Source organism: Phyllobacterium sp. 21LDTY02-6 (genome assembly GCF_023554255.2).
Classification (GTDB): Bacteria; Pseudomonadota; Alphaproteobacteria; order Rhizobiales; family Rhizobiaceae; genus Phyllobacterium.
Window position 1 is genome coordinate 288,642 of sequence record NZ_JAMJWD020000005.1, and the last position, 22,822, is coordinate 311,463.

A 22,822-nucleotide genomic window follows, 5' to 3' on the forward strand; every position below is an offset into this window, starting at 1 on the left:
TTTTGAATGACAGAAGAAATAAAATTCGAAATAGCTGGGGCGATTGCCATCATCACATTGAATCGCCCGCAAAAGCTCAATGCCGTGACGCCGGAAATGGCTGATGCGATCGTTGCTGCAGTGACAGAATGCAACGATAGTAACACTATCCGTTGTGTCATTCTGACTGGCGCCGGAGAGCGAGCTTTCTGTGCAGGCTCGGATATCCGCGAACTCGATGCGTATGAGACACCATGGCAGTTCCGTAATCGGCCAGACTATTGCGACGCATTTCGTGCGTTGCTCAAGCCGTCGATTGCGGCCGTCAACGGCTTTGCCTTTGGCGGGGGACTTGAAACGGCTATGTCCTGTGACATCCGGATTGCATCCGAAAATGCCCAGTTTGCGGCACCTGAGATCAAGCTCGGCTGGATCGGCGGCGGCGGAGTGGGGGCCCACCTGGCGCATTCCGTCGGCGCATCCAATGCGGCGCTGATGATCATGACAGGCGATCCGATTTCAGCTGAGAAGGCAGAACGGTGGGGGCTGGTGAGCGAGGTTGTGCCGCAGGCCGATTTGCTTGCACGCGCCCACGAAATTGCGAACTTGATCGCATCGCGCGCACCCATTGCCGCCGAGACTGCGAAACTCAATCTCAAAGCTGCTGTTTCGATGCCACTTGAAAAAGCCATCGAATACGAACGCGATCTGCAAACGATCTGCTTTGCAACCGAGGATGCGCGTGAAGGGCGAGAAGCTTTCAAGGAAAAAAGGGCACCAGTTTTCAGGCGCCGATGAGAGGACTTCTGAGGCTGTACAAATCTATCATTAGTTCATGGGAGGAACGCTCGTGGGAACGAGTCCAACAACCGGGTCAAGGGCACTCGCCAGCACAATATTTGCAAGCACCATTGGAACAGTCGTCGAATGGTATGACTTCATACTGTACGCCACCGCGGCAGCATTGATATTCAACCATCTGTTCTTTCCGCAATTTGACCCCACCACGGGGATAATTGCTTCTTTTGCGACATATACAGTGGGTTTCCTGGTGCGCCCGCTTGGCGGTATCGTCTTTGGTTGGATGGGCGATCGCATTGGTCGCAAACCGGTGCTGATGCTAACGCTCTTGATGATGGGCGTCAGCACGACACTGATCGGCTTGCTGCCGACCTATGCCTCGATTGGTATCTGGGCCCCAATCTTCCTTCTCTTGCTTCGCATTGTACAAGGCCTGGGAGCTGGCGCGGAATATGCCGGCGCCGTCGTTATGGCAGGCGAGATTGCGTCGGACAGACGGGGGCTTTTTGCCAGCCTTCCCGCCGCTGCGGTGGATGTGGCGACCATTCTGGCGGCGGGTGTTTTTGCGCTCTTTACGTTGCTGCCGGAAGACGCATTCATGAGTTGGGGCTGGCGCATTCCATTTCTGTTGAGTGGACTGGTGCTATTTCTCGGCGTCTATATACGCCGCAAGGTTCCAGAATCGCCGGAATTTATTCAGGTTAAGGAAGAGCGCCGCGACACAAAATTGCCGGTGCTGGAAGTGCTCCGCAATCATCCCCGCACAATGCTTGCCGCGATGGGCGCTAACCTCGCGCCGAACCTTTCCTATGTGTTCCAGACATTCACTTTGGCCTATGCGACGTCTAAACTTGGTTTCCCACGTGAGATCATTCTAACTGGTGTCATGCTTTCAAGCGCGTTCGGCGCGGTCATGTGCGTGGTATTTGGGGCATTGTCCGATCGTTTCGGACGGGTTGTCATCATGGCCTTGGGTTCGGCTGCGGCGGCGGTCTACTCCTTGGTATATTTCCAGCTGCTGGGCGCGGGCACACCGTGGATGGCGGTTGTTCTGATCATCATCGGCCATGCGATTGGCGCCAGATCGTCCTTTGGTGTTCAGCCTGCCTTTTACTGCGATATCTTCCCAACCGAGGTGCGCTACAGCGCGATCGCCTTTGCGCGCGAAGTTACCGGCGCCATCTTTGTTGGTCCGTTGCCGTTGTTAGCGACTGCGCTTGTCGGCTGGTATGACTCTGTCTGGCCCGTCGCGATGATAACTGCTCTCTATTGTCTCATCACACTGGCGTCGGTGTTGTGGGTCGAGAAGGCTCGCCGTCGTGACGAGCAATCAAACCGGAAACGCATTCTGTCCGAGCAGGAGGCGCGCACAGCGCACGGCTGATTAGTCAGTAGAACCTTGACTTGCCAGTCGACACAGTTCGATCTTTGCGTGATTTTCAGGCTGCTTCCGTGCATGTGACTTCCAACTACATGTCGGTCGCAGCAGCCTAGCCCAATTTGACCGGCGGCGCTGCCCAGCAAAGGCTGAGCATCATAAACGATGTATCGCTGGTGCGAAAATCCGCGAAGGGAAACAGCGGATGACCCAGAATTTGGTCAAGTTCCATCGTCTGTTCATACAATGAGATCGATTGAGTATCCAGATCGCCCTAACTGTCGGACAGGCACGTATTGCCCGATGGCGATTGCCGCGGTAGCGTTCTCACCTGGCAGGAGAAGCCATTTTGCCTTGCCGCTTGCGCGGACATGTTGATAATCGAGAAGGATTTTCATGTTCAGTTTTCCGGAATTTAATCTCTTTGGCTTCGAAATACCGGTATCGCCTTTGGTGGGAGTTATCGGTGCACTGATCATATTGCGATGGGCAAAGACATTCTTTGTCATAACTCCGCAACAGCATGCGCGGGTACTTGAAACCTTCGGGCGTTACACGGGCTACCGTACTGCCGGATTGTCGATCAAGTTTCCATGGCCGTTTCAGCGCGCCCGCAAGCCATTTTCCCTCCAAACCCGGCAGATCGCTTTACAGCTTGGCGTCAAATCGAAGGATAATGCCTTTGTGACGATGCCGATCAGTCTGCAATATCGGGTCATACCATCAGCAGTCAAAGCGGCTTTCTATGAGTTACACAACCCGGAGGCCCAAATCGAATCCTACGTGGCAACGGATGCGCGCGCCGTTGCGGCCGCACGAACTTTCGATCAGCTCTACACTGATCGAGATGAGTTCACCCGCACCGTCCGTGAGTCTTTGGACGAAGCTATCAATGCTTATGGCTACGAGATCCGGGCGGTGCTGATTGATGATCCACGGCCAACGCCTGAGATGATCTCAGCCTTCAACGAAGTGCTTGCATCGCAGCGCAGATTGGAAGCGGCCGAGAATGATGGCGAGGCTGAAAAGATAAAACGCACCAAGAGCGCGGAAGCCTCGGCAGCAGCAATGTCGATCACCGCACGCGGCATCGCGGAAAGCCGCAGCATTATTGCAGAAGGCAATGCACGGGCGCTTTCAGCATTTCGTGCTGATACGACGCTGACTGATTCTGATGCCATGGCCTTCATGATGGAAATCAATCGGCTGGAAGCCCTCAGAGATGCTGCTTCTCACGGAGGTCGCACAGTGCTGGTGACGGGCGATGCGCCCAATGCCGATCTCGTGAGCCGGTCCCTTTTGGGTGGCCTCGGTTCAGGTGACGGTAAACAATCTGGATCCAGAGCATCGCCGAAATTGACACCAGACGAGATAGAGCTTGCGCAAGAGGCTGGCACTGGTTCAGACGTACAGGTGACGAAAAGCTGATGTGTTTCAGCGGTGCCGCTTGGTTGTCTCGAGGCACTTCCCGATGAACCCTCGCTATGGTTCGCTGGCCCGCGCGGCTGCGCGCATCGGGGCAGCGAGCGATTTGCGTAGCGTCTCCAACGCCTCTTTTCGCCGCGCGGCGAGCACCAATTCGATCTCGGAAGATAGGGCCAACAGGGCGGCCAACCGGCTACCGAATGTGCCGGTTGCACCGATCAGGACGACGCGCCTTCTCACGGCTTGCCTATTGGTATTTCGTCGATGAAGCGCGCCCGGACATGCGGCGGGAAAACTGATTTCATTTCAGCGACATGAGCACGCCCGCGGTGCAAGCCATGAAGGTCACGAGCGAAATCAGGGGAATGGCGAAGGCGGTGCGATCAAAGCCCATCCTATACGGCACGATGGCAGCTATCGGCCCGAGAACAACCAGCGGGATGCCGGCATAGAAGGACAGATCATACAGGATCGCGGTCCAATATCTCATCTCTGAATCGGTTGGCCATTGCGCGAACCCTAGCGCCAATGGCGACATATACCAGCAGAAACCCAGAACGACCCCTGTCAGGGTCATTCCGACCAAGTAAACACTTAACAAGACGCGACGTGTTGAACCATCGAGGGCCCGAGTGTTTTGTTTCATCGGACGATTGGAGCATGCGCCAATAGGTTCTGCAACAGTGTAGCGGAACAACGGTTTCTAGCCATCCACGGAGTTGTGCTGGGGCGATGTGGATGCGCTTTATGCCTCCGAGATCCACTGATCAACTGGCGGAGTGACAGGCTTCATCTCACCAGTCCCAGGACTCGGTCTACTGCTTGATCATTGACCGCGTTGCGGAGGAGCAATCGCGATGATTCAGGCCTTGCAGCAGCCAGAGCGGTTTGCCGTCGAGCGCGATCAACCGCCGACAGGGCGGCGTCTTGCCCGATTTGAGCGCCAGCTCAAAAGGAGCCTTGCGGAGGATCCCCGCCGGCCATTCCAATCTGATCCGGTGAAAACGTATTGACTCGTTCGTGGGTCACAATAGCGATGGCGATGGTAAAATAGGTCATTTTTGATATCTTCCTGCTGACTCTGGAAAGTGCCACGGACATGCAAACTTATCTGGAAGTCGGGAACGAGCAGGTTTCATACAGCCAATTTAGGAAGAAGTGATCAGCTCCAATACATCGATCATAATCTTGAGCGTTAGAGAGAAATGCTTGTATGCCACGCTGTATGATCGAGCCAGATCGCGCGTCACTATCGCATCGACGAGCTCGATATGTTCTGTTCTGGCTTGGTCCAAATACGCAAGTGGGTAGGGTTCTGAATTAAATCCAAGCGTCGCTTTAATACTCAACTGATTTACCAATGATTCCAGTTGCGGATTTCCCGCCATTTTGCTGATCTGTTGGTGCAACCTGCGATCCAGGACTCTGGCCTGCGCCAGATCGTCAGTAGCACAGAAATCGTTCAATATCTCTCGTAGTTCGTCTGATTGTTCTTGCCTATGTCGTTCAGCGGCCGTCCTGGCTTCCAACCCAGCGATCAGACAACGGAAATCGACAAATTCCGTCAATTGGGGCAACTCGTCAGTCAATAATTTTCGAACGGAATCGGGAGCCGCAGTCTTCAAGTTGACTGCTTTTACAAATGTTCCGCCGCCGCGTCCGCGTTTCGACGTCAGCAGCCCTTTTTCCCGGACGAGTTCAAGGGCTCCCCGAACAGTGACGCGACTTACCTTTTGAAGGTCAGCCAGCTCCCTTTCCGATGGGAGTTGCTCACCAGGAGAATACGCCCCGATCACAATGGCCGTTATGATGCGGTCAGCCAGTTCACGTTTCGCCGTCACTGCCGCGGTCCTCAACTCCGGTCCTGCAGCGTGGCTCAAGAGATCGTCAAGACGCATTCATGCACTCGGTTCCGTTCTTCGTTGCGGCAACTCCTTCCGCAATGCCAGTGCGGTTATCGCAGTATTCATAAAAAATCCCAAGCCCAAGCACAGCTCGGGCTTGGGATAAGTCAATTTATCAGGAAACCTGTTCTACTCGCCCGAGATGACCAGACATTTTAAGAGATAGCGCAACGCAGACGCCTACAATCATCCAGATCGTTCCGGCGATCTGCGCGTGATAATCCGCATGCCAGAGCGCATATGACAAGATTGCTGTGCCAATCAAGGGGCTCAGCCAATGCAAGAATAGCTTCCTACTGCGGTCGATCAGCCCAAAACGGACAAGGACTGCTATATTCAGAAGTATATACGCCGTAAGGGCACCGAATGTTACAAGCGTGGTCAGAACACCCTGGTTCTCTGCACCAAAGATGCCAATCAGAAGTGAAAGAACGCTGATAAGCAAGGTCGCGTTGCGTGGAACATTATTCGAACTTACTGCGGCCAGAAAGGAGGGAAGCTGCCTGTCACGTGCCATGCTGAAGATCAGGCGTGACGAGGTCGCCATGGAAGCCAGAGAATTGGCAAAAATGGCGATCAATGCGGAGCTGAGCGTCACTAATATGCGAAGCCAGTCGCCGCCTATTTGTCCAGCGATATTATAGAACGCATTGTTCGTCTGATCACCCTCCGAAAAAATTGTGTTATCGGGCACATAAAGCGCGGCCAGATATACTTGGAGCATGAAGAGAAATGCCACGGCCACGAGCACGATCATTGTGGCTTTCGAGACTGTTTCACCACCGCCTCTGGCTTCTTCGTTAAGGGTGGAAATGGCGTCAAAACCGATAAAACTCAGAGCTGCGATCGGAATGGCGCCAAACACTATCTGCCATGAAAAACCCTCGCTATTGAAGAAGGGAGACAAAGACAGGGATATACGTCCATTGATGAGGTCAAGTCCCACTACAACAGCGAAGATCGTGAGCACCGCAAGTTGGATACCGAGAAAGACCTTATTCATGGTTGCAGTCAGCGAAATGCCTCCCAGATTAATCAGAGTCGCCAAGGCCACGAAGATTGCTACCCATATCCAAGCCGGAAATGCTGGCCAAAGCCCGGTCATTGCACTTGCTGCAAATACTGCCAAGAGCGCCGGAAGAAGAAGGTAATCGAGCAGTATGGCCCAGCCTGCGAGATAGCCGAAGTAACTGTTGATGCCAAAACGAACGTAAGAATACACTGATCCTGCCACAGGGTAGCGCTTTGCCATTTCCTTATAGCAGAGCGCGCTGAATACCATTGCCGTAGCTGCCACCAGATATACGAGTGCTGGCATTCCCATCGAAAAATTGTAGGTGATTCCAAAGACAGCGATGGGTGCCATCGGGACCATGTAAATGAGCCCGTAGACTACGATGTCCGTTAGCGACATCGAGCGTTGCAATTGCTGGCTATATCCCAGCGACTCCAGGCTATTTGCTTGGGTGGTTTGTGAGTTTTCCATATTCGTCAGACGCTCTTAATTGTTGTCGTTCGTGCGTAAAAATTCGCCAACGACGCGGAAATATTCCTCGGGACATTCCAAGTGAGGTGTATGGCTCGCATTTGGAAACACATAGCTGGAAGCGTTTGGCATCCGCTCGACAAATGGTCGCCATGCTATTGGTCGAGCCTCGTCAAACTCCCCCGCAACAACAAGAGTTGGGGTGACAATCTGGTGTAGACGGTCGATGACGGTCCATTCCTTCAAAGAGCCGGTAATCGTAAACTCGCTCGGCCCGATCATCGTGTTATACACGGTGGGGTCGGCCGCCATACGCTCTATGCTATCCGTCAGATCTTGAGGGAACGGATCAAGCCGGCATAAGTGCTTGTGATAGAAAAAATCGACAGCATCAAGATATTCTTGGTGACTGGTCGTACCAGCAACTTCATGCTTTCGAATCTGCGTTTGGACATCTGTCGGAAGCTCCTCAATGAGCCGCGACGTGCCTTCGGTCCAAAGTGGCATGGAAGCCGGGGAGTTGGACAGCGTCATGCTGAGTACACCCTCAGGACATTGAAGCACGTATTCCGGCCCCAGCATTCCGCCCCAGGATTGCCCCAATAGATGGAAACCGTTCTCCAACCCATAGAAGTCTACGAGATTGGACAGTTCATCGACGAACAACTGCACGTTCCAGAAGGTCTTCGGTGCATCCGGTAGATGGCTGCTACGTCCACACCCAATTTGATCATAATGTATGACCTTTCTTCCGTCGTCGCAGAAAGCGATCATCGGTTTGCTATAGTCGTGAGGCATTCCCGGCCCGCCGTGCAGAATTACCAACGGTGGTAGATCGGGCCGATAGTCTGTCGCCGGGACAGTAGACCGGGTCCATGTCGAATGGACGCGAAATGGAACAATTGCCTCCTCCGAGCGATAACGCTCATCGCTTTTCATCATGTGTAGCTCCCCTGATTGTTCGGGAGCATATCAGCACACAAAAGGTATTATGTGAAGACCTTTTGCCATTGGAAGCGCTCGAGCCATCGTCCGATGGCGAACCTCACGGCTCGGCGGCGGCGATGATCGATTCTGGCCTCGACCTGCCTCCCCACTGGATGACGACACTCGCGTCAACAGGCGGTGGCGAGCATGCCGAGCTTTGCGGGCATCTCCCTTCACCGCTGTCAGAATAAACGCTGCTCGTTCGAAGCTCTGTGTTCGAGAAAGTTTGACAAACTTTGCCAAACGCCGTTAATCTGCACACAAATGGAGGCTTGAATGGCTACTATGAACGTGTCTCTACCGGCCCCGATGAAAGATTGGGTCGAAGCCCAAGCGAAAACCGGGAGATATTCCAATGCTAGTGACTATGTGCGGGATCTGATCCGCAGAGATCAAACGCGTAATGATAAGATCGTGGCCATGCAACGCTTCGTTGATGACGGTCTCGGAAGTGGTGTTGGCAGCCGATCGAAGGACGAGATCTTCGCTGCAGCTGTCGCGCGAACGGAAACGGCGCGCGGCAGCAGATAATGCACTTTAGCCTTTCGGTCGAAGCGGAAGAGGACATCATTGCCCTGACCGAGCAGGGTATCCGCATGTTCGGAACGCTACAGGCCAGGCGTTACCATGACGACTTGTTCGCAATACTTGAACTGATCGCCGCGAATCCGCGAATGGCTCGTGAGCGGGAAGAGGTTACACCGCCAGTTAGAATCTATCCGTTCAATGCCCATCTGATCGTTTACCGCATCGAAGTGGATGAAACCATTCTCGTGATCCGAATACGCCATGGACATGAAGACTGGGTCAGCGAACCTGCTTAGGATCGCCGATTGGACAAGCGCAATTGCAGACCAGAAACCGACACGGTCGCCGCCCTTGAGGGCGAGGATCGTTCGGGCTTCGGCCGGGCTTGCGACGTCAAAGCCGAACTCCTCTATCAGAGTTCGCACCTTGGTGACCTGCTGGGTATTGCTTTCGGCAAGCTTGCCCGGCCTGATCCATAGACGCGAACGTTGCCGCTATAGTCTTAATTATACGCGTGCTCCGTGTTCAATAAGCGAGCACCAAAGTAACGCGATGGTGTGGTCCCGAGAGCCTTCTTGAACATGACGATGAAGGCCGTCGTAGATTCATATCCCAAGTCGCCTGCTACCCGCTGGACTGTCGCGCCCCCGGCCAGTTCCCGCAGCGCGATGACTAGATGGAGCTGACGTCGCCAACGGCCGAAGCTCAATCCTGTCTCCTGGACCATTAGCCTCTTCAACGATCGCTCACTGACGGCGACATGCTCAGCCCATTGGCCGAGGGTTCGGCGGTCGCTCGGGTCTGCCAGAAGAGCCGCAGCGATCAAGGCGATCTTCGGATGGTCAGATACGGGCAGCTCCAGCCCCTCCCGCGGCATCAGCGCGAGTTCATCGAGCATGACCCGCATGAGCCGATCGACATGAGCGTCGCGCGCATCACTTTCGGATAGTTCCGCTACCCGAAGTATCATCTCCCGAAGCATCGGCGATATCGAAAGCGTGCAGCATTCAGCCGGAAGCAGGGCCGCGCCGGGCTCGATAAACAGATATGTCACACGAGCATTGGACGTGACCTGATTGCTGTGAGGAACGCCGCCGGGTATCCAAACTCCGCAGTTGGGCGGAACGACCCAGACCCCACTTTCCACTCTGCAGGTAACCGCGCCATGTAGCGCCAAGATCAGTTGACCCTGCCGGTGTTGGTGCTGCGTTCCCTCGGGCTCATAGTCTGCGAAGTCCAGCTTGATAGCCATCGCCGGCCCATGCGAGAGGCTCAGATCGATAGCAGTGCTGCAGGGAGCTGGCTTATTCCAAGGTTGGCCCGATTTCGAGATCATATGGCATTATCTCGACTTTCACTCGCGACTCAACCCCTTAAAGTCTTGGTTCATCAACTTTAGGAGATTAGCCATGCGTATCGCCGTGGTTGGCGCGACCGGCAGGATCGGTGCCAAACTTACCGAAAACCTCTTGGCCAAAGGCCATTCAGTCAAAGCTCTTTCGAGAGGAGGACCCGCCCTCGATGCACTTGTTGCAAAAGGCGCAGAACCGTTCCTTGGCAGCTTCGACACAGGTGCTGGTGAGCTTGACACATTCTTCGAAGACGCCGACGCAGCGTTCCTAATGGTCAAAACCCTTTGGGGATCGGAGGACTTCCATGGGCACTACCCTACGGTAGCGCTCCGGTTTTTCGACGCACTTCGGGATTCCCCTGTAAAATTGGCCGTGAACCTGACCGGGATGGGATCCGAGGTCAGCGGAAATACCGGCCATTTCCAGGGTTTCCATATCCTGGATCAGATACTCAACCGACTACGCGACATCAAATTGGTGCACTTGCAGGGTGGCTGGTTCATGCAGGATCTGTCCGGATGGATCGACTCGATCGCGCACCACGATAAGATCGGCTGGTCGCTTGACCCAAACGTCAAAGCTCCTTGGGTTGCCATTCAGGACATCGCGGATCTTGCGGCGAAGGAGTTCGACACGCCGACCGACCAGCACCGATCCGTAAAGCAATTGGGCATCGATTACACAATGACGGAGATCGCTGCGATTATCGGCCGGGCTCTCGGTAGGGAGGTGGACTATCGCTTCATCGATAGGGGCGATCGCGAGGTCGAGACGGTATTCCGGGAGAGGTTCGGAACCCTCGGGCGGTGGGTCTACGATAACGACACCTTGGCTGCTCTTAACGATGGGCGTGTAGCGTTCCGCGACGATCGCCCCGCGCTGCGTACGACAATGGAAGAATTCGTCAACGGCAGCCTCAGGCCGCTGATCGAGAAGGCGCGGACGGATGGCGTCAAACCAGAGACCTTCCTATCGTGGAGCTCAAAAGGATAATTGCCGAGTTAGCGAAATCTACGTGAGAACCTTCATAGGGCTGGCAGCCACAAGCAACCCAATGTCCGGGCCTGTCTCGAAGGCGACAGGCTTCGCCGAACAGGTCCTGCCACAGCTATTGGGGCTGGAGCTGGCGATCCGTAGTGTCGGTAAAGCAAATCCAGCGTTCGATTATGAATCACTTGAAAACGGTCTATTCGGCAACTTCAAGCCGTCGCTTTTCGTCATGAGGCGGAAAGGAAATATTGTGCGTAAATCCGCACAAGGCCCAGAATCTTGCGCGGTTATACACACACATTAAGATGCAGGCAAAAAACTTGTTTGCACAAATCCGTTTATTGCCAAGCATTTATAGGAGGTTTGTGCAACTGGCACGGCATTTGCTTATAAAGGGTCGAGAGGTGGGAGGTGCAGTTCTGCTTGCCTCTTGGAGGAGACGCCATAAGTACTGTGAAATTACTGCATCCGAGGTTGGCCGACCGTACGTGCGGGAACGGTTTATATCCCGGTTCCGCTCTATGTTGCCAACGGTACATCTACCCACGGACTCTCGTGGGGAGAGGGCTCATGTCGTCTGTTAGTGATAGTTAAAACATTGATTACTCTCAATTTGGTATGAACAGTGGAGGAACTTTTCAATGCCCTTGCCGTCAGTGAAATCCGAAAAAGCCGTTGTCAATAAAGCGCCCCAGCCCGATTTTTCCAACAAATGGGCTACAATAATTGCTGCAACAAAAAACTCTCCGGACGAGAATGTACGCAAGCAAGCTGAGGCTCTGGGTATCGAATGGAACCGTCCGAAGGGCGATAACCGTTCGGCCAAATACATCATAGAACATTCGCCGATGTTGAAGGACCTGATCGGTCAAGAAGACCGCAAGGGCCGTCCTGACGTAAAGGACATGAGGGACGGTCTGAAGAAGCTTGTGGGCGACTACGAGAAGGATGCCGATGCGGCGTTCAGGGCTGATCAGGTGCTCGAACATATCGAGAAGTTCGACAGTGATGGGAAGCTTATTACCGATACAAATGTCGGCAACGACGCGCTCGACGGAATCACCGGGTCGGGTGAGGTCAGGCACGGCACGGAAGCGGGCCGGCTGAAAGATCTGAGCAAGTACGGTTTTGAACACCTCAAGGGCAATCTGGTAAAGTCGAACACCATGTGGGGAGATCCGAAGGCCCGAGAAGACGCGGCGCGACTGGGGATCAACTGGGTTACTCCCGAGGGCGATAACCGCTCGGCTGAAGACATTATCAATGACAATCTTCTTCTCAAGAACCTTGGCAATCAGAGCGGCGTGAAGGACAAGCTCAAAGATCGTGTTGGAGACTTCGAACATGATCGCGATGCTGCCTATCGCGCGGTGCAGGTGCTTGAGCACATCGAACAGTTCGATGAAAAGGGCAAGAAACTGGACGGCGGCGATGTTGGCAACAATGAGATCAATGGCTTTACCAATAGCGGTGAGGCCTATGCCGGGACGGAAGCCGGGCGCCTGCAGGATTTCGGCAAATACGGTTTCGAGCACCTGAAGGGCAAGCTGCCGGAAAAGCTCAATCCTGCAGATAACAAGGAAGCGCGCAAGGAAGCCGAAGCGCACGGAATCAAGTGGCAGCGTCCGAAGGGCGATGACCGGTCTGCCAAAGAGATCATCGACGACAATCGCCTGCTAAAGAACCTTGAGAACCATGGCGATGCGAGGGACATGCTGAAAGAGCGTGTCGGCGATTTCGACAGGGATGCGGATGCTGCCTTCCGCGCGGTGCAGGTGCTCAAGCATATCGAGAAGTTCGACGGCGAGGGCAGGGTTCAGGACGGCGACGAGGTCGGTAACAACAAGATTGACGGCTATACGAGCAGCAATGAGGCCAAGCACGGGACCGAAGCCGGGCGTTTGCAGGATTTCGGCAAATACGGGTTCAAGAACCTGAACGGCAATCTGGAGGATATACCTGTCAGGGACAAGCCGGAATCGCCCACATCGGATGGCGGCGAGACCTCGGACGGGGGTGGTTCGCAACCCATCGAGAACGAGGAGAAGGCTCGCAAGCAGGCCGAGGCGCTGGGCATCGAATGGAAGCGTCCGAAGGATGACAAGCGTTCGGCCAAATCGATCATTGATTCCGACCCGATGCTGAAGAATCTGGTCGATCTTGAGGACGGCGGCAAGGGTCGTCCTGATATCAAGGATATGAAGGAGAACCTGAAGAAACGTGTCGGCGATTACGAGAAGGATGCCGATGCGGCCTACAGGGCCGTACAGGTTCTCAAGCATATCGAGAAATTCGACGAGGAAGGCAAGATCGCCAAGGGCAAGGATGTCGGCAACGGCAAGATCGACGGGATCACGGATTCGGATGAGGTCCGCCACGGGACGGAAGCCGGGCGCCTGAAAGACTTTGGCAAATATGGTTTCGAGCATCTGAAGGGCAAGTTCCCTGACCGGTCGGATGCGGGCAAGGACGAGGAGGCGCGCAAGCAAGCGGAGGCTCTGGGCATCAAGTGGGAATTGCCGGACTACGACAAGCGCGATGCCAGGGAGATCATCGACGATAGCCGGCTTTTGAAGGATCTGGGCAATCAGAGCGGCGTGAAGGACATGCTGAAGGATCGTGTCGGGGACTATGAGAGCGATCGGAATGCCGCCTATCGCGCGGTGCAGGTGCTGGAGCGTATCGAGAACTATGATGCGGACGGCAAGCGGCAAACGGGCGACAATGTCGACAATGGCAAGATCGACGGGTTCACCGATAGCGCCGAAGCCGAACCCGGGACGGAAGCCGGACGGCTTCAGGATTTCGGCAAATATGGCTTCTCCAGCCTCTCGGGCGTCGGCGGCACCTATGAGGACTATCTGAAGAAGAACAAGGATGCCGATGACGCATCCAAGATCATTGCCAAGCACGGTTCGATCCTGCACGAGAATTTCGATGCCATCAGGGACGCGACGGGTGCGCAGGGAGATACACTTACCCTCAAGGACCTGCAGAAGTTCAAGGATGAGAATCCAAAATTCATGAGCGATGATCTGAGGAAGTCGCTCGACTTCTGGACGAAACCCGGCAGTTTCGACATTCTTGAAACGAGCCATGACAAGCTGCGCAATGGCTCGGACGGCAAGCTTTCAAAGACCGACATCTCGGATTGGATAAATAATGACGCGCCCAAGGATGCCAAGGGGGCGATCGGGTTTGCCGTGCGCGCGGCGGATGGCAATGCGGTTTCGGGTGTACAGGTCGAGAAATTCGACGACGAGATCTTCAAGAACCCCGAAAAGTATAGCGCCAAGGAGAAGGCAGCGGTCGTGCGCGACCTGCAGAAAGCCTATGATCTGGTCGGGATGGGTGAGCAGGCCGGGATGTGGAAGGAAGACCACATCATCAAGAAGCTCAAGGACCGGGCAGGTGTCGGCGACGACCCGGAACTGGTCATGAAGGAGATCGATGCCCGTATCGCCACGCTCACCAAGGACCCTGAAGTCGAGAAATTCCTCAACGAGACGGGCAAGACCGCCCTTTCGGATTTCCTCGACAGTGACAAGGATTTGAAGAAGGCGCTGACCGAAAATTACGACAAGGACATCAAGACCGGCGCATTGCTGGACAAGCAGTGGAAAACGAAAACCGAGGATGGAAAATCGATCAGTCCGACAGAGAACCTTGCCAGCTTCCTCCAGACCGGCAGGATGTATCAGGCGGCGCTGGGGCTCGACGATACCAAGGCGTTGCAGGGGGCGGTTAAAAACTCCAAGCACAATGGCGAGCTGCAGGACTATTACGAGAAAACGATGGTTTCCGGCGATCGTCTCAAGGAACTGCTGAAGGATCACTCCCCCGAAGAGGCAATCGGCAGTTTCAGTCTGGAGGCAGCAGTTTACAATGCTGGGCTGGATCCGGCATTCACCGGCAAGTTCGACAAGAAACTGAACGAGAATTTCACTTCCATTGCCGAGAAGGGTACCTTCGAGGCCGGCTCTTTCGACGATCTGAAGAAAGCCTTCGGCGTTGATGGCGGCGACAAGCTCGATGACGACAAGGTCGAAAAGATCCTCGAGGGGATCGAGGAGACGAATCCGGAGCTGCTCGTCAATGCGGACGGTACAAAGGCAAAGCCGGACCAGATTCTGACCGCCTTCCGCGGCCAATGGGAATTGTTGCGGCAGGGTATAAAAGGGGCGGGTGCCTATGGCCTTGTGGACGCCAATAATTCTGCCAAGCGACTCTTTGACAAAGGTGTCCAGCATGGCGTGAGCGGGCTGCTTCTGGTCGGCATCACCATAGCCAAGGGGGCCGGTTCGGGCGGTGAGCTGACGGACCGCAACAAGGTCGATATAGCCATCGGCTCGGTCCAGACGGCATCGCTCCTGGCCGAAGGCGGAGTGAAGGGTTACCGCGACTATATGAAGAAAGCCGGGATCAAGGTGAGCGACGATCCGAAGAACTTCAATGAATTTCTGCAGAAGAATGCAAGCAGGTTTGAATTCGGGTTTAGAGGTCTTGGCGGCGGGCTGGCAGCGCTTGCCCTCGGTGCCTACAGCATCTTTGACGGCGTCAAGGCGATCCGCAACGGCGATCCGGGATATGGCGGCGTCAATATTGCGGCCGGCACGCTCGGTATGCTCGGCGCCAGCGCCGTGACGGTAGAAGGCGGGCTGGGCGTGCTCGGCCTGACGGTTCCGCGTCTGATAAGCGGACTCGGTGCCGGATTTGGCATCGCAGGCGGTGTCTTGAGCCTGGCCTCCGTGTTCATTTTTGCGGCTATCAACGAGAGCCAGGCTTCATCGCTGCAAAACGACTATGGAGACCTTCTCGGCGATTATCTGGAGAAGTACAAGATCGACGGCATTGCCGATGAGGCATCTTCGGCCTGATCAACTCCATCGAAGCTGACCAATGCGGCGAAGGATCGGACGCCGTCGCATTGGTCTCGGCAAATCATCATCAAGCCTTCACGCGCATGACTTATTGCACCGGGATGGACGCAAGTCCCGTTGTGCCGAGGAAGGCTCGTCTCGGGATGGCTCTGAAGAGCGCCATCACATTGGCTCTGGGAGGCTTGGCTTAGCCAAGAGCGACGGGTTCGAGGAGGGAGAATGGCGGACGGAAAGGATAAATGGATTCAGAGGCTGAAAGCGGAAATTCCGGCCTACGAGGCCTATGCGGAGGCTCTGGAGACCGGAAGGGAAAAGGCGGGATCGGTGAAATGCGACGGAACGCCCATAGATAATTCGAAACAGTGGGCAGCCCACTATCGGCGTGTGGTCGATGATTATAAGGCGCTGATTGCTCGCTACGAAGCCCGATAGCAAGCTCTGGGGTTTGCTTACGTCGGACCACAGCCCGCACGGGAGCTTCCGCACTCTGGTTCAAATGAATGCGGCAGCCCCCGGCGCGGACCTGGGCCGGAAGGGTTCAGGACAAATGGTGCACCTTCTGCAGATCGTAGACTGGTGTCGGAATACCCTCCTTGCGCGCCTTTAGCTGCAGCGAAAGATATTGCGAATAATGACGCGACTGGTGCAGATTGCCGCCGTGGAACCAAAGGGCCTCCTGCTGCGTCGGTTTCCACATGTTACGCTGCTCGCCTTCCCACGGCCCGGGGTCCTTGGTCGTGGCGGAACCCAGGCCCCAGCACTTGCCCACCTTGTCGGCGACGTCCTGGGAGATAAGATCGGCGGCCCAGCCGTTCATCGAGCCATAGCCGGTAGCGTAGACGATCAGGTCCGCCTTTAGTTCGCGGCCGTCTTCGAACAAGATCGAGTCTTCCGTCAGCTCGAGGATGCCCACGCCGCTTACCAGCTTGATCTTGCCGTCTGCCACGAGGTCGCTCGCGCCGACGTCGATGTAGTAGCCCGAACCACGCCGGAGATACTTCATGAAGAGACCGGAATCATCGTCGCCGAAATCCAGCATGAAGCCGCTCTTTTCCAGGCGCTTGTAGAAGTCGGCGTCCTTCTCCCGGATGGCATTGTAGATCGGAATCTGGAACTCGTGCATGATGCGATAGGGTAGTGAAGCGAAGATGAGATCGGCCTTCCGGGTTGTCATGCCAGAGGCGACGGCACGCTCGGAATAGAGATCGCCCAAGCCGATTTCCATCAGCGAGTCCGATTTTACAATGTGGGTCGATGAACGTTGCACCATGGTGACGTCCGCGCCAGCCTCCCAGAGCGCTGCACAAATATCGTGGGCGGAGTTGTTGGAGCCGACGACTACCACCTTTTTGTTGCTGTAGGCATCCGGACCTGGGTGCTGCGACGAATGGTGCTGCTCGCCCTTGAAGACATCCTGTCCCTTGAACTTTGGAATATTCGCCTTGCCGGACATGCCAGTCGCCAGCACAAGTTGTTTCGGCCTGAGCACGATTTCCTTGCCATCGCGCTCGACGGTAACAGTCCACTCCTTGGTGTTCTCATCGTACTGGGCCGATGTGCACGTCGTGGAGCTCCAGTAATTCAGCTCCATGACCTTGGTATACATTTCGAGCCAATCGCCGACCTTATCCTTCGGTGCGAAGACCGGCCAGTTTTCCGGGAACGGGATGTAGGGCAGGTGATCGTACCAGACTGGGTCGTGCAGGCAGAGCGACTTGTAGCGTTTGCGCCAGCTGTCGCCCGGCCGCTCGTTCTTTTCTACGATGATCGTCGGCACGCCAAGCTGACGCAGCCTCGCACCAAGCGCGATGCCGCCCTGGCCGCCGCCGATGATGACGGCATATGGCTGCGTCGTTATGCCAAGTTCGGCTGCCTCCCGTTCCCGCTTTTCCTTCCAGGTCTTGCGGCTGGGATCGCTGCCGTGCTCGGCGCCCATCGGACGCCTGGTTCCCTTAGGCTCCTCATGACCTTTCAGTTCGGTCATGGTCGTCAACAACGTCCATATGAGCCCGTGCTTCAGTCTGATGTGGCCATAGCCACGCGCCACATCAGTCTCAAATTCGAACCAGCCTTCAGTGATTTCGCCACTTTCGCTGGCCGGATGGGCCGGATCCTGGTGAAAATGATTGGGCTTGATAGCGGCCAGCTGCTTGGCCAGCATGTCGCGCACATGATCGGGACCTTCCATCGTGCGAATATTCCAGGTGAACGTCACCAGGTCGCGCCAGTAGCAATCGGCCTGGAACAGGCTTGCGGCCGCATCGATGTCGCCGTCCGTCAGGGCTTTCTCCAATTTGCCAAGAACGGCATCGATCTTTGTACGTGGATCAATTTCCAGCATAGTGTCTCCTCCTTGAAACTCGTTTCTTGTCCCGTGACGATTATCTGTCCTTCACGCAGACCATCGCGTCAGGACCGAGCTGTCGTATTTTCGGGGCCACGACCATCGACTGCCCCTCAAGATTGAATGACATTGTTTTCCTCCCGAGTTTCGGCATTCACGTGAATGCACACCGATGAGGTAAGCAAAAGCTGTGCCAATTGGAAAAGAGAGGAAAAAGCAGGCGCTTCAGGCGTTAGACGGGAGGTGAGTGTTGCATCGATTGCGGCACGTGCAACACCTGTTGCAACGCTGGTGCACCAGCAAACGACGTGACCTGCTCAGTGCACGCGCGGGCTCAGTACATGTCGTTTGATCTGACGATGGACCGTGGACCTGTCGACGCCCAGCCTGCGGGCCGCCTCCGAAACATTCCAATCGCAGGCGATGAGCATCGCCTCCAGTGCAGACTTCTGCAAGCCAGGCGCGGCCGGGCGCTTCTGGTCCGCCACGCTGAGCATTGCTTCCGGCAAATCCGCAAGAGTGATGATGCCGGTCTGACAAAGCGCAGCGCCAACTGAAACGACATTGTCCAGTTCGCGGATGTTGCCCGGCCAGGCGTAGGCCTTAAGCACGTCCAGTGCATCGGGTGCGACCGTCAGCACGTTCTCGCCCACGCTGTATTTCTGCAAGATTGCATCCAGCAACCATTCAAAGTCGGATCGCTCACGCAAGGAAGGCAAGGTCAGGGTTGCCACATTCAACCTATAGAACAGGTCCTCCCGGAAGAGCCCGTCCTTGACGAGCGTACCGAGCAGCCGATGCGAGGCGGCGACAACGCGAATATTGACCGGTTTCGGGCGCATCGCGCCGATAGGCAGCAATTCCCTCTCCGCAAGTACGCGCAACAGGCGGCTCTGGAGATGGATGGGCATGTCGCCGATCTCGTCGAGAAACAACGTGCCGCCATCGGCTTCCTCGATCAATCCCTTTCGGCCCTTGGGGTTGGCGCCGGTGAAAGCGCCGGGAACGTGGCCGAACAATTCGCCCTCGATCAGTTGTTCCGGGATCGCCGCGCAATTGATCGCCACGAAGCGTCCTTTGACTCCGCTGCTGTCGTGAATGGCGCGTGCCAAATATTCCTTTCCCGTTCCGGTTTCTCCCTGAATCAGGATACTGAGCGGCGTTGTGGCGAGTTTGGCGGCTTTGGCCTGAAGCATTGCGAGACGTGGATCACCTCCGCCGAGACTGCGCAGGGAGCGAGGAATGCTTTCGCGAACGCTTGCAGGTGCGCGCGCCGTGGCGTTTGGCTCGATTGCATGGGCAAAGAGGGCGTTACCGTCACGGGCAAAGACAAGACGATCCTGAGGACGGCGCTGGCGCATCAGATCAGGCAGATCGTCGATTTCCATATCGAAAAAACGCGAGATCGGTTGTCCGATCAGGTCGTCAGGTCGGCGCCAGTCGAGACTCACCGAACGCGCGAGAATCTTGGCGCCGCCATTGGTCATGCCGATAATTCGCCCGGAACCGTCGATGGAGATGGCTGCCTCCGGGTCAACGTCCAGGAATTCAGGTGATCGGGCAAAGCGCAGAACCCATTCCTGTCTGGCCTGCGCCATGAGATTGGCCATCTCTATGCGCCGCACCGTAGCCGTAACCAGATGCAGGGCGAGATTCTGACTCGCCTTCTTGATGGGAGAACTCAGCAGGGAGATGTCCAGCACTGCGGAAAGCCTGCCACGGACATTGTAAATCGGCGCGGCGGTGCACGAAAGCGGGGTATGCGTGTTGTCGAAATGATCGGTCTGATGGATGCTCAGTGCTTCGCCGGTCTCGATACAGGCACCGACGGCGCAGGTGCCCGCGCGGGATTCCGCCCATTGAGAGCCAAGATAGAGCCCGGCCTTGCGCAAATTATTGTCGAACAGTGGATCACCGAGGAAATCGACTGTCACACCTTGGCGATCCGAGAGCAGCAGCACATAATTTTGACCCGCGACCTGCCGAAACAGATTCTCGAGTCCGGACCGTGCTATCGAGATCAGTTCTTCCGACTGCTGACGATGTTCACGTAACTCGGTATCCGGCACAATATAGGCTTCGCAAGACTGCGCGGGATCGAGCCGATGTTCATTGATACAGCGCAGCCAGCTTTGCACGACATTGTCATCACGACCGGTCGCTGCGCCGAGACCGACGCTTTCGATTTCGCGAATATGCTCAGAATGAGGAACCATCGGACAATTCGGCGCGCCTCCCGACACGCCGCCCTTCCTGTTCTTTCACGTTAGGGTCAGTGTGCATGAGTTAAATCGAATGTAAACAATCAACTCGATGACGTCGATCGGGATGGTTTCGTGCTGAAGGTTAGGGTGTCGCGCCGTGCTTGTGATCCCGGCTGTTACGAACCGTGCCTGATGATGAAAGATTTTCACCATGCGGTCCGGCAGTTGACGCGTCGTATCCGGCAATGCTTGCTCGGTCCTGCGGACGCGGAGGCGTCGCGCGATCCAGCATGCACAAGAGGAGCCCTGCGTCATGAAAGCTATCAATAACGTTGCCGTTGTCGGCGCGGGCCTGGTGGGGCAGGGCTGGGCGATCGTCTTTGCACGGGCAGGCATGCAGGTCTCGATTTATGACGACCGCCAGAACGCCAGGGCAGCCATCTTCTCCCAGGTCGAAAACGCGTTGGCCGATCTGGTAGAGGCTGGGCTCTGCGATGATGCCGGGACAATCCTGGCACGCATCCGCTTTGCGGCGGACCTCAAGGACGCCGTGGCCGGATGCGACTACGTGCAGGAATCCGTCTTCGAGCGGATCGACGTCAAGCGTGAGGTGAGCCGCGCCATCGATGCGTTCCTGCCGGCACATGCCGTTGTCGGAAGTTCCACTTCCGGTTTCCCGGGATCCGCCTTCTACGAGGATTGCAGGAATCGGAAACGCATGATGGTCGTGCATCCGGTTAACCCGCCGCATCTCGTGCCGCTGGTGGAGATCGTTCCTACACCTTGGACCGCGCCGGAGGAGGCAGCCCGTATACGGCAGTTGATGGGAGATATCGGCCAGTCGGCCGTATCGCTGAGCCGCGAAATTCCGGGCTTCGTTCTCAACCGCCTGCAGGGTGCGTTGCTCGACGAGGCTTTCGCGCTCTATGCGGAAGGCTATGCGACGGCGGAGGATATCGACCGGACGGTGCGCGACGGGCTTGGTTTGCGCTGGGCCTTCATGGGGCCGTTCGAGACGATTGATCTCAACGCGCCGAAAGGGTTGGCCGATTATGCGGAACGGCTGGGGCCGATGTATTCCGGCTTTGCCGGGCAGAGGAATGCCAATCGCAATTGGGTGCCTGAAGCCATAGCACGGGCGGATGCGGAGCGTCGCGAGGTGCTGCCGTCCGAACAGCTCGATGCGCGCCGCTCATGGCGCGATAAAATGCTGATGCGCATCATCAAGGCGAAACGTTAGAGGGCCGAGCGTTAGAGGGTATGGCGGGGGCGCCGGCTCAGGCGGGCTGTCCCGCGGCCGTCGAGCGTAAGAGTGGGCCATCGCATCGTCGGCACACGGTGGTTGCTTTGCCCTGCTTCAGATAACAGATCGCCATACGTCTCTTTCGATGAGAAAGGTAATGTGCTAGCGATAGCGCATGCAAGTTTTCATCATTCTTTGAAAAGATTTCACGGAGACAGGATTGAAGCCGACAGCCAAGCAGGTGGCGCATGAGGCAGATGTCTCGATTTCCGCGGTATCGCGGGCGTTCTCGCCCGGATCGTCGATCGACCCCGCGAAGAGGCAGCGAATCCTGCAGGTAGCGGCACAGCTCGGTTATACCAGCCCGGCGCGGCGCACGGCGGAGATGATTTCTGCTGGCACGGTAACATTGGTGGCTGGCGATCTTGCCAATCCGTTCTATCCACTTGTACTCGACACACTGGCCAAAGCGCTGCAGGCGGTGGGCCGGCAGTTGCTCGTCTATACGATTGCGCCTGGCACGGATATGGATCAGTTGACGCCGCAGATCTTGGCAGCACGACCTAACGCACTCGTCGTAACGTCGGCGAGGTTGACATCCGACATGGCGCGGGCCTGCCGACAGCATGGCATCCGTGTGGTGCTGCTCAACCGGATACAGAGCGATGTGCGCGTTAATGCCGTTGCCTGCGACAACCATGCGGGTGGGCGCGATGCTGCTACTTTTCTGATGGCGCGCGGGCGTCGGCGGATTGGCTTTATCGGAGGTATCCTGGATACCTCGACGCATCGTGATCGCGCGGCGGGGTTTCGTGAGGCGCTACAGGCAGGCGGACAGTCGCTGTTCGCGGAGGCTGCCGGTGGCTATACCTATCGCGGCGGCTATGTCGCGGCGCAGGCGATGCTGACGCAGAAAACGCGGCCCGACGCAGTGTTCTGCTGCAATGACATCATGGCGCTTGCCGCCATTGATGCAGCGCGAGAATTGGGACTTTCGACGCCGGACGATCTCTCTGTCATTGGCTTTGACGATATCCCGATGGCGAAATGGACGTCCTATCGCCTGACCACAATCCGCCAGCCGATTACCCGCATGATCAATGAAGTGGTCAACCTGATCGAGGCCGGCGCTGCAGTCGCGATCGATGATACGGCGACCAGCATTCTGCCTGGCAAGCTGATGGTGCGCGGCAGCGCTTGAAAGTTGCAGGCGTATTCCCAGGCAGACGTAAATTTCGTGACAGATGAAAAAAATCTTGACTAGCGCGGCAAATTTGACATGTTTCATGCACACGTTTGCGCACTTGGCAACGAGCAGGCA

Annotated in this window: 17 protein-coding genes; 10 read left to right on the top strand and 7 right to left on the bottom strand. The window is 56.1% G+C overall.

Translation table 11 applies throughout. From position 1 onward, the window contains the following. Positions 1-6: 6 nt before the first annotated feature. The 3 genes from M8997_RS18075 (at position 7) to M8997_RS18085 (ending at position 3,586) form a co-directional block, all read left to right on the top strand. Positions 7-777 (top strand): enoyl-CoA hydratase/isomerase family protein, encoded by a 771-nt coding sequence (locus M8997_RS18075; RefSeq protein WP_250015673.1) that lies wholly within the window; start codon positions 7-9, stop codon positions 775-777. A gap of 52 nt (positions 778-829) precedes the next feature. Next, positions 830-2,164 carry an MFS transporter gene (locus tag M8997_RS18080; protein ID WP_250015676.1) on the top strand — a complete coding sequence of 445 codons (1,335 nt, stop codon included), beginning with the start codon at positions 830-832 and terminating at the stop codon, positions 2,162-2,164. 390 nt (positions 2,165-2,554) lie between these two features. After that, complete coding sequence (locus M8997_RS18085; protein ID WP_250015678.1) at positions 2,555-3,586, top strand: SPFH domain-containing protein; 1,032 nt, start codon at positions 2,555-2,557, stop codon at positions 3,584-3,586. A gap of 298 nt (positions 3,587-3,884) precedes the next feature. Here M8997_RS18085 and M8997_RS18090 read toward each other — a convergent pair whose 3' ends face one another. The 4 genes from M8997_RS18090 to M8997_RS18105 form a co-directional block, all read right to left on the bottom strand. Continuing rightward, on the bottom strand, positions 3,885-4,073 hold the full coding sequence (locus M8997_RS18090; RefSeq protein ID WP_250015681.1) for a hypothetical protein: 189 nt from the start codon (positions 4,071-4,073) through the stop codon (positions 3,885-3,887). A gap of 658 nt (positions 4,074-4,731) precedes the next feature. Continuing rightward, positions 4,732-5,481, bottom strand: coding sequence for a FadR/GntR family transcriptional regulator (locus M8997_RS18095; protein WP_250015683.1), 750 nt, complete (start codon positions 5,479-5,481; stop codon positions 4,732-4,734). A 121-nt stretch (positions 5,482-5,602) separates the two neighbouring features. After that, positions 5,603-6,973, bottom strand: coding sequence for an APC family permease (locus tag M8997_RS18100; protein ID WP_250015686.1), 1,371 nt, complete (start codon positions 6,971-6,973; stop codon positions 5,603-5,605). Between the two features lie 15 nt (positions 6,974-6,988). Next, positions 6,989-7,915 (bottom strand): proline iminopeptidase-family hydrolase, encoded by a 927-nt coding sequence (locus M8997_RS18105; protein WP_250015688.1) that lies wholly within the window; start codon positions 7,913-7,915, stop codon positions 6,989-6,991. Between the two features lie 321 nt (positions 7,916-8,236). Between M8997_RS18105 and M8997_RS18110 the strand changes: the two genes are divergently transcribed. Together M8997_RS18110 and M8997_RS18115 are read left to right on the top strand one after the other, a co-directional pair. Beyond that, positions 8,237-8,491, top strand: coding sequence for a type II toxin-antitoxin system ParD family antitoxin (locus M8997_RS18110; protein WP_250015690.1), 255 nt, complete (start codon positions 8,237-8,239; stop codon positions 8,489-8,491). After that, positions 8,491-8,784 (top strand): type II toxin-antitoxin system RelE/ParE family toxin, encoded by a 294-nt coding sequence (locus tag M8997_RS18115; protein WP_250015692.1) that lies wholly within the window; start codon positions 8,491-8,493, stop codon positions 8,782-8,784. The genes M8997_RS18110 and M8997_RS18115 overlap by 1 nt, the downstream gene beginning before the upstream one ends. Before the next feature lie 206 nt (positions 8,785-8,990). On the opposite strand, the gene M8997_RS18125 is transcribed toward M8997_RS18115, so the two are convergent. Further along, positions 8,991-9,824 carry a helix-turn-helix transcriptional regulator gene (locus tag M8997_RS18125; RefSeq protein WP_305884378.1) on the bottom strand — a complete coding sequence of 278 codons (834 nt, stop codon included), beginning with the start codon at positions 9,822-9,824 and terminating at the stop codon, positions 8,991-8,993. Positions 9,825-9,897: 73 nt separating this feature from the next. On the opposite strand from M8997_RS18125, the gene M8997_RS18130 reads away from it, so the two are divergent. From M8997_RS18130 to M8997_RS18140, 3 genes are all read left to right on the top strand, one after another. After that, positions 9,898-10,833: an NmrA family NAD(P)-binding protein gene (locus M8997_RS18130; protein WP_250015697.1), complete on the top strand. Its 936-nt coding sequence runs from the start codon at positions 9,898-9,900 to the stop codon at positions 10,831-10,833. A gap of 845 nt (positions 10,834-11,678) precedes the next feature. After that, positions 11,679-15,707, top strand: coding sequence for a type III effector HrpK domain-containing protein (locus M8997_RS18135; protein WP_250015699.1), 4,029 nt, complete (start codon positions 11,679-11,681; stop codon positions 15,705-15,707). A gap of 222 nt (positions 15,708-15,929) precedes the next feature. After that, on the top strand, positions 15,930-16,142 hold the full coding sequence (locus M8997_RS18140; RefSeq protein ID WP_250015701.1) for a hypothetical protein: 213 nt from the start codon (positions 15,930-15,932) through the stop codon (positions 16,140-16,142). Between the two features lie 106 nt (positions 16,143-16,248). Here the strand turns inward: M8997_RS18140 and M8997_RS18145 are convergent, their stop codons facing one another. Both M8997_RS18145 and M8997_RS18150 read right to left on the bottom strand, forming a co-directional pair. Beyond that, the gene (locus M8997_RS18145) at positions 16,249-18,051 is read right to left on the bottom strand and encodes an NAD(P)/FAD-dependent oxidoreductase (protein WP_250015702.1); all 1,803 of its coding nucleotides are present in this window, start codon (positions 18,049-18,051) and stop codon (positions 16,249-16,251) included. 320 nt (positions 18,052-18,371) lie between these two features. Then, entirely contained in the window at positions 18,372-20,270 is a 1,899-nt protein-coding gene (locus M8997_RS18150) for a sigma-54-dependent Fis family transcriptional regulator (protein WP_250016044.1), read from the bottom strand. 301 nt (positions 20,271-20,571) lie between these two features. Between M8997_RS18150 and M8997_RS18155 the strand changes: the two genes are divergently transcribed. Together M8997_RS18155 and M8997_RS18160 are read left to right on the top strand one after the other, a co-directional pair. Beyond that, positions 20,572-21,498, top strand: a complete 927-nt coding sequence (locus M8997_RS18155; RefSeq protein WP_250015703.1) for a 3-hydroxyacyl-CoA dehydrogenase — start codon at positions 20,572-20,574, stop codon at positions 21,496-21,498. Positions 21,499-21,721: 223 nt separating this feature from the next. Then, positions 21,722-22,702, top strand: coding sequence for a substrate-binding domain-containing protein (locus M8997_RS18160; protein WP_250015704.1), 981 nt, complete (start codon positions 21,722-21,724; stop codon positions 22,700-22,702). The last annotated feature ends 120 nt before the right edge of the window (positions 22,703-22,822 follow it).